Origin of the sequence: Streptomyces sp. NBC_00322, assembly GCF_036147535.1 — a bacterium.
In the GTDB taxonomy this organism is placed as follows: Bacteria; Actinomycetota; Actinomycetes; order Streptomycetales; family Streptomycetaceae; genus Streptomyces.
Genome location: NZ_CP108019.1, coordinates 3,117,676 through 3,134,622, shown reverse-complemented (window position 1 = coordinate 3,134,622; position 16,947 = coordinate 3,117,676). Strand labels below are relative to the sequence as shown.

Genomic DNA, 16,947 nt, shown 5'->3' with positions numbered 1-16,947 from the left:
TCGCAGCGTATGCCCTGTGCGGGATCAGGCGAGGAGTCCTGAGCGCTTCCACAGCCGACGCCCCGGCCCCCGCAGGACGCCGATGTCATCGAGGAAGTCGGTCAGCCGCTTCGCGCCCGACTGCATCACCTCTCGCCGGTGTCCACTCGCGCGGACCTGGGCGACCGCCTCGCGCCGGTCGAGGCCGATGTTCGTGTACACCTGCGGATTCACGAAGCAGATGGAGAAGACCCGCGCCGCCTCCCCGCAGCTGAGCCGGGTGAACTCCTGCTGCCAGCGCGGCGCGGTCACCATCTGGCGGCGCAACTCCTCGCGGGCGTACCGGACATGGCGCGCCTCCTCCACCACGTGGATTCGGGTCACCCCGCGCACCAGGCTCTGGACGCGCTCGTCGGGGAAGGTGAGCCGCTGCATCCAGTCGAGGATCTCCTCGCCGAGCAGCGTCGCCGCGAAGGAACCGGGCGTGGTCGAGATCGTCTTCAGGACGCGCCCCAGATTGTGGTAGATCCGCGGTGGGGGATACGCCGGTGTCCCGCCCTTCTGGATCATCCTGGCGAACATCATCGAGTGCCGGCACTCGTCGGCGATCTCGGTGAGCGCGTACCGCACGTGGTTGCTGGTCACGGGCTTGTCGTAGATGTGCCGCACCAGCAGCTGCATCAGGATGATCTCGAACCAGATGCCGAGCGAGGCGAGCGCCGCGGACTCGTGCCGGGCCAGGTCGAAGCGCTGCTTCTCGGACATCGTGTGCCACAGCGGGGTGTCGTAGAGGGAGAGCAGCTCCGGCGGCCAGAACCACTTGCCCTCCTCGACCGGGGCGTCCCAGTCGAGTTCCTTGTCGGGGTCGAAGGAGTGCTTGGCGGAGGACTCGAGCAGGCGCTCGGCGACCTGCTCGCGGTCGCGGAGCGGGCCGAGTGCGTCGCGGAGCAGCCGGATGTCCTGTTCGGTCACTGTCGTCATGGCCATTATGAGACTCCCTGTCAGTAAGCCCGTCAATCCCTTGCGTACGACTTGTTGACTCTTCGTCTACCAACGTGTGAGCCTGCCAAGTGGCCTTCGGTATACGGGATATGAGGCGAAGGAGTCGCCGGTGTCGACGTACGACCGCTACACACACGCCCCCGAAACCCTCCACTGGCAGGTCCCTGCCTCCGGTGCCGCCCGTTTCAGCTGGGAGTACGAGGACGGCCGCGACCGGCTCCTCGCCCTCTACCAGAAGGGCAAGGACAAGCAGTGGGACGGCGCCAAACGCATCGACTGGGATCTGGAGGTCGATCCCTGCGACCCGCTCGGCACCCCCGACGAGGCCCTCACCCTCTACGGCTCGCGCCACTGGGCGAAGATGACCGAGAAGGACAAGGGTGAGCTGCGCAAGCACTACACGTCCTGGCAGTTCAGCCAGTTCCTGCACGGCGAGCAGGGCGCGATGGTGTGCGCCGCGCGGATCGTCGAGTCGGTCCCCGATCTGGACGCGAAGTTCTACTCCGCCACCCAGACCATGGACGAGGCCCGGCACGCCGAGATCTACGGCCGGTTCCTGCACGAGAAGATCGGGATGCTCTACCCGGTCAACGACAACCTCCAGGGACTGCTCGGCGACACCCTGCGCGACTCCCGCTGGGACATGCCGTATCTGGGCATGCAGGTCCTGATCGAAGGGCTCGCGCTTGCGGCGTTCGGCCTGCTGCGGGACACCACCGACAAGCCGCTGCCCAAGCAGATCCTCGCGTACGTCATGCAGGACGAGGCCCGCCATGTCGCGTTCGGGCGGATGGCGCTGCGCGACTACTACAAGGAGCTCAGTGACGCGGAGCTGCGCGAGCGCGAGGAGTTCGTGATCGAGGGCTGCTATCTGATGCGCGACCGGCTCAGCGGGGTGGAGGTGCTGGAGAACTTCGGCATCCCCAAGCAGGAGGCGGCCGAGCTCTCCGAGCAGTCGGAATACCTGCAGCTGTTCCGCAAGCTGCTGTTCAGCCGGATCGTTCCGTGCGTCAAGGACATCGGGCTGTGGGGCGAGCGGCTGCAGCAGGCCTATCTGGACATGGGGGTCTTCGAGCTGGGTGACGCCAACCTCGACCTCCTGATGTCCCAGGACGAGGAGATCGCCGAACAGCTCGACCGCGAACGCTTCGCCGCGGAGGAGCAGGCCCGGGTCTCGGAGGTCGAGGAGGCGATCGCGCAGGGCGCGCAGGGAGCCTAGGCCGGCGGCGGGAAGCTCGCCCTCAATGTGAACGCCTCAGGTGTCGGTCCGTGTTCGCGAAGGTGGAGCAGGCGCTTCTCCGCCTCCGCGACCGTCGGGCGGTGGCCCGAATCCACCCACCACAGGGTGGTCATCGCCTCCTGCACCCGCTCGAACCACTCGTAGCGGCGGCTCAGCAGCTCCCGGTGCTGACCTTGGTACATGAACGCGGTGAGCGCGTGGGTGTCCCGCCACACGGACATGTTCACGATCAGCCACTCGTCCGCGAAGACCGGGACGTCCGTCGCGTTGCCGCTCTCGCTCTTCAGCCTCCAGACGAAGCCGTCCGCCGCGTCCGCGACGGCGTTCACCGGGTCGAGGCCGTCGACGAAGTCCTTCAGCTCCGGGGAGTCCAATGAGAATTTGAGTCGGGCTATGTTCACCTGGGCGAGTTCGTAGGGCTTCGGTTGGTTGGTCATGGGCGCACCCTAATCGTGTGTCTCTCCGCCGCCACCGCCATTTCGAGGAGCGAGATGTCCGTGCCGCGGGCCGTCACCAGTTGCAGGCCGACCGGGCAGCCGTCGCTCGTGAAGCCCGCCGGAATGCTTGCCGCCGGGTGGCCGCTCAGGTTGAATGCCCAGGTCAGGGCCGTGGAGTAGAGCTCGCCCGGGCCGTCGTGGCCGTGCGGGCGGTTCGGGGTCGCCGGGGTGAGGAGCAGGTCCGTGTCCCTGAAGAGTCCGGCGAGCCGGCGGTCGTTCTCCGCCCGCACGTCCGCGGCGGCCGCGGGCTCCCCGCGCCGGGTCGACTGCCAGGCGTCTTTCGGGTCGAGCAGGGCGAAGGGCCGCCTGTCGACGCGTACGACACCTGCCGACGCCAGCCGGTCCACTGCCGACCGGGCGACCGACTCCACCTCCGGGTCGGTCTCGGCGTACCCCAGGTCCGGTGACCAACGCGCACAAAGCGGCAGGGGCACCCGGACCGGCTCGTAACCGTCGAGGACACATCTCAGATAGGCCCGCGCGTCCGCCGCCGAGCGGGTCAGCACACCCGCTGACGCCAGGCCCGTCCGGTCCGGCGACGGCAGCAGCCCGTTCGTCGTCTTCAGGCCGAACACCCCGCACCACGCTGCCGGGATCCGTACCGAACCCGCCCCGTCGCTTCCCGTGGCCAGCGGCACCATCCGCGCCGCGACGGCCACCGCCGAACCCGCCGACGAACCGCCCGGCGTACGGTCCGCGCGCCACGGGTTGAGTGTGCGGCCGTGGGCGCCGAGACCCCACGTCTGCCAGTACGTGCCGGGGCCCGGCACCGACGTCGAACCGACCGGGACCGCGCCCGCCGCGATCAGCCGACGGGCCGCGTACGAGCGGATTCCGGAGGGCCCCTTCACCGCGAACGGCAGACCGGACAGAGGTAGTCGGCGACCCGCGCGGTGAGCGAGAGCCCGCTCGGGCCAGACCTCGACGAACGCGCTCAGCCCGGGATCGAGCCGCCCGATCCGCTCCAGCGCCTGTTCCACCACCATGCGGTCAGTCTCTCAGTGCCGCCTCCATCACCGCCCGGGCGATCGGCGCCGCGCTGCCCCCGCCGCTGATCTCGCCGCGTACTTCAGACGCGTCCTCGACCACTACCGCCACCGCGACCGCCGGGCGGATCGCGTCCTCGGCCTGTGCCCATGAGATGAACCAGGCGTACGGCGTGGCGGAGTTGTCGAGACCGTGCTGTGCCGTGCCCGTCTTGCCGCCCACCCTTGCCCCGTCGATCGCGGCGTTCTCGCCGGTGCCCTCCTCGACCGCCCTGATCATCAGCTCCTGGAGCTGCTGCGCCGTCGCCGGGCTCATCGCCTGGTGGTACGAGACCGGGGTGTTCTGCGAGAGCGTGTGGCCGTTCGAGCGGGTCACCCGGTCCACGAGATAGGGGCGTTTGAGATCGCCGCCGTTGGCCACCGCTGCCGAGACCATCGCCATCTGGAGCGGGGTCGCCGTGGTGTCGAACTGCCCGATCGAGGAGAGAGCCACCTGGTCGACGCTCATCCGGCGGTCGAAATTGGACGTGGCGACGCCCGAGGGAATCCTCAGCGACGGGTCGTTGAAGCCGAATCTGCCCGCCGTGTCCAGCATTCCGGCCAGCCCGACCTGGACCCCGATATGGGCCATCACGGTGTTGCACGACCACTGGATGGCGTACGCGAGCGAGGCATCGCCGCAGCCCCTCGCCGTGTTGGGGAGCGTGGTGCGGGTCCCGGGCAGGACATACGGATCGGGTGCGCCGCTCGGCTCGTCGACATCGCTGACCACGCCCGAGTCCAGCGCCGCCGCCGCCGTCACGATTTTGAAGGCGGAGCCGGGCGGATAGGTCTGCCGGATGGCCCGGTTGAGCATCGGCTGATGGCCCGACGCATTGAGCCTCGCCCACGCGGTCTTGACCGGCGGCCCGGTGCCGGAGAGCTCTCCGGGGTCGTACGAGGGGCTGCTGACCAGCGCCAGGATCTTCCCGGTCGACGGCTCGATGGCCGCGACCGCGCCCCGCCGTCCGCCCAGGCCGTCGAACGCGGCCCGCTGCATGGAGGGCTTGATGGTGGTGACGACCTTGCCGCCGGCCGACTCGCCGCGGCTGATGTCGTTCCAGAAGGGCAGCGGCGCGAGCATCGGGGCCGAGCCGGAGAGGATGCCGTCCTCGGCGTTCTCCAGCAGGCTGGTGCCGTAGGTCTGCGAGGAGTAGCCCGTCACGGGCGCGTACAGCCGGCCTTCGGTGTAGGTGCGCTCGAAGCGCAGCTGCTGGCCGGAGTCCCTGGAGCCGGTGACGGCCCGGCCGCCGACCAGGATGTCCCCGCGCGGATCGTCGTAACGGGCGATCGCCACACGCCGGTTTGCCGGGTTCTTGTCGAGTGAGGTGGCCTCGAAGATCTGCACCCGGGCGGCGTTGACGAGCAGCGCTGCCATGAGCAGCAGACACAGGACGGCGGCCCGCCGGATGTAGCGGATCACCGTTCGTCCTCCAGGTCCAAGGCCGGTTCCCGGTCCGGGAGCGGGGCGAGTGCGCCCGGCTCGGGCGTTTCGGGGTGCGGCGCGCGGGCCGAATCGCTGACCGTGATGAGCAGCGCCACGATGATCCAGTTGGTGACGACGGACGAACCGCCCTGCGCCAGAAAGGGCATCGCCATACCGGTGAGCGGGATCAGGCCCATCACTCCGCCCGCGATCACGAAGACCTGGAGGGCGATGATCGAGGCGAGGCCGACGGCGAGCAGCCGCCCGAAGGGGTCGCGCAGGGCGAGCCCGGCGCGGTAGCCGCGGGCCACCAGAAGCCCGTACAGCAGGAAGATCGCGGTCAGGCCGACCAGGCCGAGCTCCTCGCCCGCGGTGGCCAGGATGAAGTCCGACTTGGCGGCGAAGCCGATGAGGACGGAGTGCCCGAGTCCGAGCCCTTCGCCGAGCATCCCGCCCGCGGCGAAGGCGAAGAGCGACTGGGCGAGCTGGCCGGGGCCCTGGCCCGCCTGGATGGAGGCGAAGGGGTCGAGCCAGTCCGTGACCCGGCTGTTGACGTGCGGTTCGAGCGAGCCGACGGCGAACGCGCCCGCCCCGGCGAGCAGCAGGCCCACGGCGATCCAGCCGGTCCGTCCCGTCGCCACGTACAGCATGATCACAAAGAGTCCGAAGAAGAGGAGCGAGGTGCCGAGGTCCCGTTCGAGGACCAGGACGACGACGCTGAGCAGCCAGATCGCGACGATCGGGCCGAGCACCCGGCCGGTGGGGAGCTGGAGCCGCCAGATCCGGCGGCCGGTGTAGGCCAGGGCGTTGCGGTTGGCGGCGAGATACGCGGCGAAGAAGACGGCGAGGAGGATCTTGGCGAACTCGCCCGGCTGGAAGGACAGTCCGCCGATCCGGATCCAGATCTTGGCGCCGTTCACGGCGGGGAAGAGGATCGGCACGATCATCAGGACCAGGGCCGCGGCGACCGAGAGATACGCGTACCGCTGCAGCACCCGGTGGTCGCGCAGCAGGACGACGGCGGCGATGAACAGGCCGACGCCGACGGTGGACCAGATCAGCTGGGCGGGCGCGGCCACCTCGCCGGGAGTGTCCAGGTCGAGGCGGTAGATGAGCACCAGGCCGATGCCGTTGAGCAGGACCGCGATGGGCAGCAGCAGCGGATCGGCGTAAGGGGCGCGCAGGCGTACGGCGAGATGGGCGAGCAGGGCCAGGACGCCGAGGCCCGCTCCGTAGCGCGCGGCGTCGGGCGGGACGGCGTTGTTCTTCGTCAGGCCCACGTCGATGTAGCCGTAGACGGAGATGAGGACGGCGCAGACGAGGAGCGAGAGTTCGACGCCCCGCCGCTTGGGGAGGCGGAGGTCGGGCGGGGGAGCGTCCGCCGGCCTCGTCGTCGTTGCGGTCATGCCTCGCAACGTAGCCGGGGCTCGGTCCCGGACCCGGTTGCTCAGGTACTGGACGGGCCGAAGTCAGCCCGTCCGGCCGTGCTCCACCGCGTTGTCGGCGACGTCGTCCGTGCCATCCACGGGCCCTGCGTACTCCGGCAGGGTCAGCCGGGCCACCGCGCCGCCCCCGGGCGCGTTCCAGAAGCGCAGCTCGGCGCCGATCACCGCCGACTGGCCGACCGCGATGGTCAGTCCGAGCCCGTGGCCCTTGCTGCCGGCGTCCGTACGGAAGCGCTGCGGCCCGTGATCGAGGAGGTATTCCGGATAGCCCGTGCCGTGGTCGGCGACCGTCACGACAGCGCCGTCCACGGTCAGCACCACCGGCGGCTTCCCGTGGTTGTGGGCATTGGCGACCAGATTGCCGAGCACCCGTTCCAGCCGGCGCCTGTCGGTCTCCACGGTCGCGTCGCGCAGGACCCGTATCTCCGTGTCCGTGGCCGAGGCCCGCACCACCCGCTCGGCCAGATACGCGAGCTCGTGCACGTCCAGGTCCACCGTCTCGCTGCCCGCGTCGAGACGGGAGATCTCCAGCAGATCCTCGGTCAGCGAGCGCATCGCCCGCACCCGGTCCCGCACCAGCTCGGCCGGACGGCCCTCGGGCAACAGCTCGGCCGCGGCGGACAGTCCGGTCAGCGGCGTACGCAACTCGTGCGCCACGTCGGCGGTGAACCGCTGCTCGCTCAGCAGCTTGCCCTGCAGGGACGAGGCCATGGTGTCCAGCGCGCCGGAGACCGTCGCGACCTCGTCCTGGGGGCGCGAAGGGTCCTTGGTGCGCGGGTCGTTGACGCGCGCGTCCAGGTCGCCCGCGCTGATCTTCCGCGCGACCTGCGCCGTCAGATGGAGCCTGCGCGTGATCCTGGTGACGGCGAACGCGCCCACCAGCAGCGTCGCCCCGATGGCCAGCACCGAGGAGCCGACGATCGCCCGGTCCAGGCCGGTGATCGTGTTCGCGCTGGTGGTGTAGTCGACGCGGACGGCGAGCGCCCGCCCGTCGGCCGGGCCCGCGGCCCACATGGTGGGGCGGCCCCGGAAGCTCTCGACCATCGTGCCGCGCTTCCCGCCCACGGCGAGGGCGCGCAGCGAGTGCGGCAGCCCCGGCGGGTCGACGCCCCCGAACCGGGGCACCGGGTCGCCCGACTCGTATGCCCGGGTGACCTCGACCAGTCGGGCCAGCGCCTTCTCCCGGGCCTGATCCACCGTCTGCCGGGTCATCGATGCGTGCACCAGCGCGCCGAGCATCGCGGCCAGTGCGCAGCACATCACGGTGATGAAGACCGCGGCCTTCCAGGTGAGGGTCGCGGTCCAGCGGGGGAGCCGAGGCCGATTCACTGCCGGGCCGCCGAGCGCTCGGGCGCGTGGGAGCGTGAGGACTTGACGCGGACGATCTCGTCACGGGTGGGCAGCATGGCGTGCTGCGGTTCGTCCCAGGACCAGGCGGTGCGGTACTCGTATCCGGGGATGCCCGCCGAGACGGAGCGCATGATCAGGTCCCGGCCGGCCAGATCCACGCTGACGACCTGGTCGGAGGTGGACATGACGCGGGTCAGGCCGCCCTTGTCGGGCATGTAGACACGCACCGCCGTCTGCTGCTCGGGCATCTTGATGCCGACGATCAGCTCCTCGTGGCCGTCGCCGGTCAGATCGCGGTAGTACGGCGCGAGGACCGGACAGGACTTCGGCTTCTCCTCGCAGGTGCCGAGCTGCTGGACGGTCTCCTGGTAGAGGCCGTCGACGCCGGTGACCTGATCGGGGTGGGCCGCGGCCTCGGCCTGCACGACGGCGACGGCGTCGAGTGCGCGGACGTTGTCGCCCGGCACCTTGATGCCGGGGACGCGCTCGGTGTCCGTCTCGCCGTAGTCGTTGGGCGGCGCGGTGACGGGCGGCAGATCGGGCCACAGCCGTACGGGGCCGACCGCCGTGGGGGTCGCGCCCGCGCTCTTCATCCGTCCCTCGTCGCCGCAGCCGGCAAGGAGTACGGCTGCGGACGCCGTGAGCAGCACGGCGTACAACAGGCGGTTCGAGCTCGGGCTCAAGATTCTCCTTGCCGGGCGGCGTGGCCCGAGGTACGGCTCTACAGGTGATGCTGGTACCGAGGGCCGGCGCCCGGCCGGCTTCCCCCCGGGCCCGTCAGTGCTGGTACGGCTGCTGACCGGGCTGCTGCTGCGGCTGCCCGTACCCCTGGGCCTGCGGCTGAACGCCCGCGGCCTGCGCCTGCAGCTGCTCCGCCTGCTCCTTGGTGATCCGCTGCTCCATGCCGCAGAAGGTGCACTGCGTCGCGAACTTCGTCGAGAACGGGAACAGCGGGATGAAGAACAGCGTGAACTTGGTGACGTACTTCCTCAGCGTGTGCGCGGACGGATTGCCGCAGTGCCCGCACACCAGCGTGAGTATCGCCAGCTGGTAGACGTAGCCCCTGCTACCAAAGATGATCATGCTCTTGGTCTCTCCCTCGTCAACGCCCGCCGGCACAGGGCCAGCAGCTTCTCGTCGGTAAAGATGTCATGACTGCCGTAGCCGCCGTCGATCGCATTGTGGCGTCGTACGGAATAGAGCTCCTCGCGCAGAATGCGCTCGGCCCCCTCAACCGACATTTCGGTCAGGCGCTGGGCGATCGCGGCCCGGGTGGCGGGCAGTTGCTCCCAGGACTTGAGCAGCACCGGCCATGCCCGCCCGGGATCGCCGGTCACCCGCCACAGCGCGATCGCCGCGTCCACCCGGGTCCACGGCTCGGCCGCCCCCAGCAGTTCACGCAGCGCGGGCGCGGCCTTCTCGCCCGCCGGGCCCAGCGCGCCGAGCGCCGTCGCCGCCGAGCGCCGTCCGCCGGAGTCCGCCTCTGACAGCGCGGCACACAGCACGGGCAGTACGGCCCCGGCATCACCCTCGACCGCCCACAGCGCGCCCGCCGTCCTCGCCGCGAGCGACGCCGAGAAACCGGAGCCGACGCCGACCGAGCGCAGCAGCGCCCGCAGGTCCGGTATCGCGTCCGCCGCGGCGGGACCGAAGGCGGTCAGCGCCCGCAGCGCCGACTCGGCGACCCACTCCCTGCGGTAGTCGGGCGCGCCCCGCAGCACCCGCAGCACCTCGGGCGCCGCCTCGGCGGCCCGCAGCGCCGTCAGCCCGTACATCAGTGGTCCGGCCCGGTCGAAGAGCCGCTCGTCCAGGTCGACCTCGCCGAGCCTGCGCCGCAGCGCCGGTGCCAGCGGTGCCGCCGCCGGGCCCAGATGGTCCAGCGCATAGCCCAGGTCGTGCGGCGGCTCCGGAAGGTCCAGCGTCCGCGCCAGCACCGGCACGGCTCGCCGGTCGCCCGCCCGCGCCAGGGCCGAGACCGCGCTGCCGAGCGTCGGTGGCCCGCCCTGCCAGTGACGCACCCAGGACTCGGGGTCGGCGGCCACCCGGTCGGCCAGGGCGTCGGCGGCGGGCGCGGCCAGAGCGAACAGCTCCCCGAGGGTGTCGGCGGCCGCGTCGGAAAGACGTTTCTCCGGGTCGGCGAGCTGCTCACCGATCAGGCTCACCAGCTCACCGTAGGCACCGCGCCAGGTCCGCAGCAGCCCGCTGCTCATCCGTACGGCATCGATCCGCTGCCCCCAGTCGGGGCTGCACAACTGGTCGACGAGCAGGGCGATCCGGTCGTCCACGCGATCGCCGAGACCGGAGTGCAGCGTCCTCAGCAGATCCGCGGTCCAGGGCGCACCACGGCCGACCGTGTCCGCCTCGTGCGCCTCGCGCAGCCGCCCCAGCAGGGTCGGCGCGGGCGGCCGTTCGGGCACGGGCTCCGCGAGGGGGGACGCGGTCACCGGCTCGGCGCGCAGCTCACGCAGCAGCCCCGTCACCCCCGGCACCACATCGGCGGGCAGAGCGTCCGGCGCGCAGCGGGCGAGCTGCGCGAGCGCGGCCAGCCGCAGGCCCGGGCAGGACGGCACCCGGGTCAGCCCCAGAAGCCACTCCACCACTTCGGGGGCGAGCCGCCGGTGCCGCAGCGCTATCCGGCCCCCGGCCTCGACGCAGGCGAAGCGCACCTCCTCGTCGGGCTCCGCGCCGAGCCGCTCCCGCAGCAGGGCGAGCACCAGCTCGGGATCGCTGTGCAGGGTCGCGAGGGCGAGCGGCGCGGCGAGCCGCAGCCCGCGGTCCTCGGCGCCGAGCAGCGCCAGGAAGACGTCCGCGCCTGCGGTCACGGCGGACGCGGCCATCGCGTAGTTGGCGGCGTACTCGAACTCCTCGTCCTCCGGGTCCAGTTCGTCGTCGTCCAGATCGATGCCGCCGATGCTGGTCAGCAACTCGACGATGCCGCCGCGGTCCTGGACCGTCGGATTCGCCACGAGTTCGAGGAGGAAGGGAATGCAGGCGAGCGTCGAGTCGTACACATCGCCCTGGTGGTGCACCGCTCCGTACATGCCGTCGAGCGCCGTCTCGCGGTCGTCCGGGTCCGCCGAGGCCAGTGCGTACAGCATTTGCGGCACATCGTCCGCCGGACCGTAGGCGTGCCCCAGTGCTGCCCAGTCGACCTCGTGGATCCCCCCGAACACGCTTGCCCCCTCCCAAGAACCTTGTGCTTGGGGAGAGTGTGCACCACCGCTCGGCATCGCGTGGATATTGCCCCGAAGGCCCCCGGGCTGTTCCCATGGTCGAGGGGTGGTGGCATGACGAGACTTCGCGTGACACCCGCACGCAGGCAGGGCCGGGACCGGCTGTACGTCAGCCTCCCGGACGGCCGCAACGTCGCCTGGTACGACAGGGACAGCGGCCGGGTCAGTCTGGTCTCCGAGCGCCATCGCGCCGATGTGCTGGCGGCCCTCGCCCCCTATCTGACCGGCGACGTCAGCATCGGACCACCGCCCGTTCCCACCTCCGCCGACCTCGCACGGCTGTCCCTCCACCCGGACGACGACCTGGCCCCCAACCGGCCCGGCGAAGGGCTCCTGGTGGAGCTCGACTCGCCGCCCGCGGGCGCCGCCCGCCGCTTCCGGCAGGACCCGCGCCGCGTCCAGCTCGCCGCCCAGCAGCTGCTCGGCGAAGCGCTCGACCGGCTGGAGGGCGCGGGCTGGCGGATCCTGCACTCGGTGCCGCTGCCGGGCGCCGACCGCATCGACCATCTGGCCGTCGGCCCTGGCGGGCTGCTGGCCGTGCACACCCTGGCGGCCCGCCGGCTGAAGGTGCGGATCGCCGACCCGATGGTGCGGGCCGGACGCGGCGGGCCGGCGCCGCTGCTGCGGCTGACCCGCCGCCGGGCCGAGCGCGCCACCCTCGCGCTGGCGGCGGCGGTGCGCCCGGTGCTCGCCGTGGTCGGGGCGGCGCGGCTCGACGTGCTGCCCGTGCCGCCCGACATACGGATCATCCGCGACGACGAAGTGCCTGCGCTGGCCAGGCTCGGCGGCGTCCTCAAGCCCGCGGACATCGAGGCGCTGTACGCGACGGCGCGGGACCGCCGCACCTGGCTGCGCGCCTAGGGCCTGTCGTTCGGATCTTGCCGGGTTCGCGTGCCCTGGCACGCACGCTCGCCGCGTTGTCGTCAGTCGCCGACGCTCCGCGTCGGCTCTCCCCCTGCCTTCGGCGGGGGGACCCCCATCCTCCGGCCTGCGATCGCACGCACCAGACCCCGCTCACTGACCCGGCCTGATCCAAACAACAGGCCCTAGGGGTGTCCCTCAGCCGAATCAATCATGATCCTCGGGAAGCCGCAGTCGCAGCACTGTGGTGACCGTGTGCCGCGTCGTGCCCTGCTCCACCTCCGCCGTCAGGCCGCTCTCGACCCTCCGGTACTCGACCTCGCCCACGCCGAGCGCCGTCGCGCTGCCTGTGTTCGTACTGGTCAGCGAGGTGAGCGCGGTCGCGGCCCGCGCCCGCAGCGCCGGGCTCAGCGGGCTGGACACAACGGGGGTGTCGTCGTCCGGCAGTACGAGGACCAGCGCGGCGGGCCGTGTCCGCGGCCCGGTGAAGCCGACGACCGCCGCATCGCGCGCGGAGGTGTGCCGAAGCTTGCGCCACGCGCGCGTGCCGCTCTTGTACGTCTGGTCCAGCCGCTTGACCACCAGACCCTCGACGCCGATCTCGGGCAGCGTCTCGAACCAGGTCGCCGCCTCGTCGGCGTCCAGCGTCATCGGTACGGGCTGGAGCGGAGGCCCGAGCGGGCCGAGCAGCGCGACCAGCCGCGCGCGCCTCTTCTCGTACGCCGACAGCCGCAGGTCCTCGCCGCCCTCGGCCAGCAGATCGAAGGCGGCGTACGAGGCGGGCAGCCGGCGCGCGAGGGCGGGAGCCCGCCCCGGTGTGGCGGCGGCGCGCTTCTGTACGGAGGCGAAGTCGGTACGGCCGTCCTTCCACACGACCACCTCGCCGTCCAGCACCGTGCCCTCCGGCAACTGCTGTGCCGCATGGGCGAGATCGGGGAACGCGGCCGTGACGATCCGTCCCGAACGGGCCTGCAGCAGCACCGTGCCGCCGACCCGGAAGATCACCATCCGGTGGCCGTCGAACTTCGGCTCGTACGCCAGGCCGTGGCCGCGCGGCAGCACGCTCACCGATTCGGCGAGCGCGACCCTCAGTGGCGGGCGCGGCACGCTCATGGCAGGGGCCTGGCGCGGTTGAGATTGATGAGTGGGCCGAGCAGATCCCCGTACCGCTCCAGCCGTGGCGCGATGTCGCCGATCCGGAAGACGAGGTTCTCGTGCGCCTCGACCTCCTCCCAGGTGACGGGCGCGGACACGGTCGGCTCGGTGCGGGCGCGCAGCGTGTAGGGGGTGGCGGTGGTCTTCTTGGCCGAGTTCTGGCTGTGGTCCACGAAGACCTTGCCGGGCCGCAGGGAGCGCGTCATCCGGTGCAGGATCAGCCCCGGCAGCTCGGCCTCGCCCTCGACGGCCAGGCTCTTCGCGTACGCCGAGACCTTCTCCGAGGGGGTCGGCTCCAGCGGTACGAGGACATGCAGCCCCTTGGAGCCCGAGGTCTTGGCGTACGCGAGCAGGCCGTCGGCCGCCAGCCGCTCCCGCAGCCAGAGCGCCACGGCGCAGCACTCGACGATCGTCGCCGGGGCGCCCGGGTCCAGGTCGAAGACCATGCGGTCGGCGATCCCCGGCTCGTCCGCCTGCCACTGGGGCGTATGGAACTCCACCACCAGGTTCGCCGCCCAGATCAGCGACGCAAGATCGTCGACGACGACCTGGTGCGCGTGCTTGTCCTCGGAGCGGGGCACCGCGACCGTCCGCACCCAGGACGGCGTACCGGGCGGCGGATTCTTGGTGAAGAACAGCTGGCCGTCCGGGCCGTCGGGATACCGGAGGAAGGACAGTGGCCGGTTGTGGAGATGGGCGAGGATCGCACCGGCCGTGGTGGCGTAGTAGTGCAGGATCTCGCCCTTGGTGGTCCCGGTGGCGGGGTGGAGGACCTTCTCCAGGTTGGTGAGCGCCAGGCGCCGCCCCTCCACCTCCGTGATCGGCGTCATACGATGAGAATCCCACGAATCCCGAAATTTCGGATGAAAGGGATCAAACGTGCGATCCATATGGAACGGCGCGATCTCCTTCGGTCTGGTCAGCATCCGGATCAAGCTGATGAACGCCACCGAGAACCACTCCATCTCCTTCCGCCAGATCCACACCGAAGACGGTGGCCGGATCCGCTACCGCAAGGTCTGCGAGCTGGAGGAGAAGGAAGTGCCGGCCTCGGAGATCGGCAAGGGATACGAGGACGCGGACGGATCGATCATCCCGATCACGGACGAGGACCTGGCGGTGCTCCCGCTGCCCACGGCGAAGACGATCGAGATCGTCGCGTTCGTGCCCGCGTCGTCGATCGATCCGCTCCAGATGGACGCGGCGTACTACCTCTCGGCGAACGGCGTCCCCGCCACCAAGCCGTACACGCTGCTGCGGGAGGCGCTCAAGCGCAGCCAGAAGGTCGCCCTCGCCAAGTTCGCCCTGCGCGGGCGTGAGCGGCTGGGCATGCTGCGGGTCGTCGACGACGTGATCGCCATGCACGGGCTGCTCTGGCCGGACGAGATCCGCACACCGGAGGGCGTGGCCCCGGAGACCGACGTGAGCGTCCGGGAGGCCGAACTCGACCTGGCCGACGCGCTGATGAACATGCTCGGCGAGGTCGAGCTGTCGTCCCTGCACGACGACTACCGGGCGGCGATGGAACAGCTGATCGCCGCGAAGGTGGAGGGCGGGGTGCTCCCCGAGGCGGCCCCGGCGGAGGGCGGCGGCCGGGTCATCGACCTGATGGCGGCGCTGGAGAGCAGCGTACGGGCGGCGCAGGAGGCGCGCGGGGCGGGCGGCGAAGCCGGCGAGGAGGTCGCCGAGGTTACGCCGATCAAGGGGCGCAAGCGGGCGGCGAGCGCGCCCAAGGCGGCGGCGGGTGCGAAGAAGTCGACGACGGCGGCGGCGAAGAAGACGGCCGCGAAGAAGACGACGAGCGCGAAGTCGACCAGCGCGAAGTCGACGAAGTCCGCGGCGGCGGCGAAGAAGTCCACGCCGAAGAAGACGACCCCGAGGAAGCACGCCTCGGCCTGACGGGTACGCCTGCGGCGGGCTTGCCCCCACCCCGCCCCTTCCCGAGCTGGGGGCAAGCCCCCAGACCCCCGAATGCGACCTTCGGCCGCATGTCCTCAAACGCCGGACGGGCTGAACGTGAGGCCAAGCCGCACCTTCAGCCCCATGGGGGTCCCCCCGGACGAAGTCTGGGGGAGTTTGAGGCGCCGGGTCTGGGGCGGAGCCCCAGTTCGGGATGGGGGTACCTCCCACCGCCGCCAGGCCGTAGGGGGAGGGCGGGGTGGGGAATAGACCCCGCGCAGCGGCTATCCGCGTCGGAGCAGCGTGTCCATCACCGACTCCAGGTACACACCCCGCTCCACCCCCACCGGCAGCGCATGCGGCACCGCATGACTCAGCTGCGTGTGGCCCAGATAGGCCGCGTACGCGAGCAGCCCCCGCCGCCGCGCCTCCTCCGGCTCGAAGCCCAATTCCTCGAAGAGGTGCGCCACATAGCCCACACGCCGCTTCGTCACCCGCTCGATCGCGGCCGCCACCTGCGGATGATCGGCCGTGGCGAGCAGTGACACCTCCAGGGGATCCTCGGCCGCCGTCGCGATCGCCTTCGTGAGGAGCCTGCGCAGCCGCCGCTCCGGGTCCGGCTCGGTCTCCATCGCGGTGATGATCTGCTCGGTGTGGATCTCCTCCCACCGCCCCAGTGCCGCTGCGATCAGCGCGTCCCGGTTGGTGAAGTGCCAGTAGAAGCTGCCCTTGGTCGTGCCGAGCCGCGCGGCGAGCGGCTCCACGGCGACGGCGGCGAGCCCGCGTTCCCCGATGGCGGCGAGCGCCGCGTCGGCCCAGTCGTGTGCCGTGAGTCTCCTGCGTGCCTGCGCCATGTCCATACGCTACCGTATGGTGAAACATACGCCACCGTATGGAGGTGCGTGATGCGCACAGTGCGGAACGTTCACGAACGACAGGTCGCAGCCCCGGCGGAGGTGGTCGGCGCCCTGCTCGACCGCATCTCGTCCGCGGACGACCCGCTCAGCCCCAGCCCCGTCTGGCCGCCCATCCGTTTCGATCGCCCCCTGGGCGTCGGCGCGGACGGCGGTCACGGTTTCGTCCGCTACTCGGTCGGTGCGTACGACCCCGGCCGCAGCATCCGCTTCGACTTCACCCCGCCCTCCAACGGCTTCCACGCCCTGGCGATAGAACCGCTGGATCCGGGCGGCTGCCGGGTCCGCCATGTCCTCGAACAGCAACAGGGCCTCAAGTCCTGGCTGCTGTGGACCCTGGTGATCCGCCCCCTGCACGACACCATGATCGAAGAGCTCCTCGACAACATCGAGCGCGCCGCCACGCCCGGCACCCTGACCCGGCCCCACCGCTGGTCCCGCCGGGCCCGTCTCCTGCACAGCCTCGTCCGGGACCGGCCCAAGGCGACAGCCGTTCCGGCCGGGGCCGAACTGGCCCATCAGGCCTTTCCCGTCCCGGACTTCGCGGACGCGTGCGCGATCCCCCTGGACCCGGGCATGCCCCGCGACCCGCACGCCTGGCGCGATGTCCTCCCGTTCGAGATCAGGGCGAGCGCCCCGGACGAGCTGCTGCTCGGCGAGGACGCCGGCCACCTCGACTTCCGCGCCTCGGTCCTGATAGCCGACGACAAGGTCACGCTCACCACCGTCGTCAAGACCCACAACTGGCGCGGCAGGCTCTACTTCGCGGTGATCAGCCGCATCCACCCGCCCATCGCCCGCAGGATGCTCCGCCGCGCCCACCGCCGCCTGGCCTTCGCGGCCCCTCCGGCCCCGCTACGTGCGCAAACGCCCGCCCAGTAGAGTGCGCCTTCGAGCTCTCCCCGTACCCGAGGTGTCCGT

The 16,947-nt window shown here is 71.2% G+C and carries 16 protein-coding genes; 4 read left to right on the top strand and 12 right to left on the bottom strand.

Going from position 1 to position 16,947, the window contains the following annotated elements; genetic code table 11:
• Window positions 1–24: 24 nt before the first annotated feature.
• Window positions 25–960, bottom strand: a complete 936-nt coding sequence (locus OG905_RS13960) for an AurF N-oxygenase family protein (RefSeq protein ID WP_328668292.1) — start codon at window positions 958–960, stop codon at window positions 25–27.
• Between the two features lie 130 nt (window positions 961–1,090).
• On the opposite strand from OG905_RS13960, the gene OG905_RS13955 reads away from it, so the two are divergent.
• Window positions 1,091–2,200 carry a ferritin-like domain-containing protein gene (locus OG905_RS13955; protein WP_328668291.1) on the top strand — a complete coding sequence of 370 codons (1,110 nt, stop codon included), beginning with the start codon at window positions 1,091–1,093 and terminating at the stop codon, window positions 2,198–2,200.
• Here OG905_RS13955 and OG905_RS13950 read toward each other — a convergent pair.
• From OG905_RS13950 to OG905_RS13915, 8 genes are all read right to left on the bottom strand, one after another.
• The gene (locus OG905_RS13950) at window positions 2,197–2,658 is read right to left on the bottom strand and encodes a DUF3291 domain-containing protein (protein ID WP_328668290.1); all 462 of its coding nucleotides are present in this window, start codon (window positions 2,656–2,658) and stop codon (window positions 2,197–2,199) included. The genes OG905_RS13955 and OG905_RS13950 overlap by 4 nt on opposite strands.
• Entirely contained in the window at window positions 2,655–3,704 is a 1,050-nt protein-coding gene (locus tag OG905_RS13945; RefSeq protein ID WP_328668289.1) for an amidase, read from the bottom strand. The genes OG905_RS13950 and OG905_RS13945 overlap by 4 nt, the downstream gene beginning before the upstream one ends.
• 4 nt (window positions 3,705–3,708) lie before the next feature.
• Window positions 3,709–5,166, bottom strand: a complete 1,458-nt coding sequence (locus OG905_RS13940) for a penicillin-binding transpeptidase domain-containing protein (protein WP_328668288.1) — start codon at window positions 5,164–5,166, stop codon at window positions 3,709–3,711.
• The gene (locus tag OG905_RS13935) at window positions 5,163–6,575 is read right to left on the bottom strand and encodes an FtsW/RodA/SpoVE family cell cycle protein (protein ID WP_328668287.1); all 1,413 of its coding nucleotides are present in this window, start codon (window positions 6,573–6,575) and stop codon (window positions 5,163–5,165) included. Before OG905_RS13935 ends, OG905_RS13940 begins: the two co-directional genes overlap by 4 nt.
• Before the next feature lie 63 nt (window positions 6,576–6,638).
• On the bottom strand, window positions 6,639–7,943 hold the full coding sequence (locus OG905_RS13930) for a HAMP domain-containing sensor histidine kinase (protein ID WP_328668286.1): 1,305 nt from the start codon (window positions 7,941–7,943) through the stop codon (window positions 6,639–6,641).
• On the bottom strand, window positions 7,940–8,647 hold the full coding sequence (locus OG905_RS13925; RefSeq protein ID WP_328668285.1) for a hypothetical protein: 708 nt from the start codon (window positions 8,645–8,647) through the stop codon (window positions 7,940–7,942). Before OG905_RS13925 ends, OG905_RS13930 begins: the two co-directional genes overlap by 4 nt.
• Window positions 8,648–8,741: 94 nt before the next feature.
• Window positions 8,742–9,047 carry a zinc-ribbon domain-containing protein gene (locus OG905_RS13920; RefSeq protein ID WP_328668284.1) on the bottom strand — a complete coding sequence of 102 codons (306 nt, stop codon included), beginning with the start codon at window positions 9,045–9,047 and terminating at the stop codon, window positions 8,742–8,744.
• Complete coding sequence (locus tag OG905_RS13915) at window positions 9,044–11,137, bottom strand: PBS lyase (RefSeq protein WP_328668283.1); 2,094 nt, start codon at window positions 11,135–11,137, stop codon at window positions 9,044–9,046. The genes OG905_RS13920 and OG905_RS13915 overlap by 4 nt, the downstream gene beginning before the upstream one ends.
• 114 nt (window positions 11,138–11,251) lie before the next feature.
• Here OG905_RS13915 and OG905_RS13910 point away from each other — a divergent pair, with 114 nt between their 5' ends.
• On the top strand, window positions 11,252–12,058 hold the full coding sequence (locus OG905_RS13910) for a nuclease-related domain-containing protein (protein ID WP_328668282.1): 807 nt from the start codon (window positions 11,252–11,254) through the stop codon (window positions 12,056–12,058).
• 207 nt (window positions 12,059–12,265) lie between these two features.
• On the opposite strand, the gene OG905_RS13905 is transcribed toward OG905_RS13910, so the two are convergent.
• Window positions 12,266–13,171 carry an ATP-dependent DNA ligase gene (locus tag OG905_RS13905; RefSeq protein WP_328668281.1) on the bottom strand — a complete coding sequence of 302 codons (906 nt, stop codon included), beginning with the start codon at window positions 13,169–13,171 and terminating at the stop codon, window positions 12,266–12,268.
• Window positions 13,168–14,043: a non-homologous end-joining DNA ligase gene (ligD, locus tag OG905_RS13900; protein WP_328668280.1), complete on the bottom strand. Its 876-nt coding sequence runs from the start codon at window positions 14,041–14,043 to the stop codon at window positions 13,168–13,170. The genes OG905_RS13905 and ligD overlap by 4 nt, the downstream gene beginning before the upstream one ends.
• Before the next feature lie 49 nt (window positions 14,044–14,092).
• On the opposite strand from ligD, the gene ku reads away from it, so the two are divergent.
• Entirely contained in the window at window positions 14,093–15,112 is a 1,020-nt protein-coding gene (gene ku / locus OG905_RS13895; protein ID WP_328668279.1) for a non-homologous end joining protein Ku, read from the top strand.
• 284 nt (window positions 15,113–15,396) lie between these two features.
• Here ku and OG905_RS13890 read toward each other — a convergent pair whose 3' ends face one another.
• On the bottom strand, window positions 15,397–15,966 hold the full coding sequence (locus OG905_RS13890; RefSeq protein ID WP_328668278.1) for a TetR/AcrR family transcriptional regulator: 570 nt from the start codon (window positions 15,964–15,966) through the stop codon (window positions 15,397–15,399).
• 51 nt (window positions 15,967–16,017) lie between these two features.
• Between OG905_RS13890 and OG905_RS13885 the strand changes: the two genes are divergently transcribed.
• Window positions 16,018–16,908, top strand: a complete 891-nt coding sequence (locus OG905_RS13885) for a DUF2867 domain-containing protein (RefSeq protein ID WP_328668277.1) — start codon at window positions 16,018–16,020, stop codon at window positions 16,906–16,908.
• Window positions 16,909–16,947 lie beyond the last annotated feature (39 nt).

Bases quoted from the DNA above. Each gene is read 5' to 3' on its own strand.
- OG905_RS13960 (WP_328668292.1), bottom strand. From the start codon at position 960: ATGACGACAGTGACCGAACAGGACATCCGGCTGCTCCGCGACGCACTC.
- OG905_RS13950 (WP_328668290.1), bottom strand. From the start codon at position 2,658: ATGACCAACCAACCGAAGCCCTACGAACTCGCCCAGGTGAACATAGCC.
- OG905_RS13945 (WP_328668289.1), bottom strand. From the start codon at position 3,704: ATGGTGGTGGAACAGGCGCTGGAGCGGATCGGGCGGCTCGATCCCGGG.
- OG905_RS13935 (WP_328668287.1), bottom strand. From the start codon at position 6,575: ATGACCGCAACGACGACGAGGCCGGCGGACGCTCCCCCGCCCGACCTC.
- OG905_RS13920 (WP_328668284.1), bottom strand. From the start codon at position 9,047: ATGATCATCTTTGGTAGCAGGGGCTACGTCTACCAGCTGGCGATACTC.
- OG905_RS13910 (WP_328668282.1), top strand. From the start codon at position 11,252: ATGACGAGACTTCGCGTGACACCCGCACGCAGGCAGGGCCGGGACCGG.
- OG905_RS13905 (WP_328668281.1), bottom strand. From the start codon at position 13,171: ATGAGCGTGCCGCGCCCGCCACTGAGGGTCGCGCTCGCCGAATCGGTG.
- ligD (WP_328668280.1), bottom strand. From the start codon at position 14,043: ATGACGCCGATCACGGAGGTGGAGGGGCGGCGCCTGGCGCTCACCAAC.
- OG905_RS13890 (WP_328668278.1), bottom strand. From the start codon at position 15,966: ATGGCGCAGGCACGCAGGAGACTCACGGCACACGACTGGGCCGACGCG.
- OG905_RS13885 (WP_328668277.1), top strand. From the start codon at position 16,018: ATGCGCACAGTGCGGAACGTTCACGAACGACAGGTCGCAGCCCCGGCG.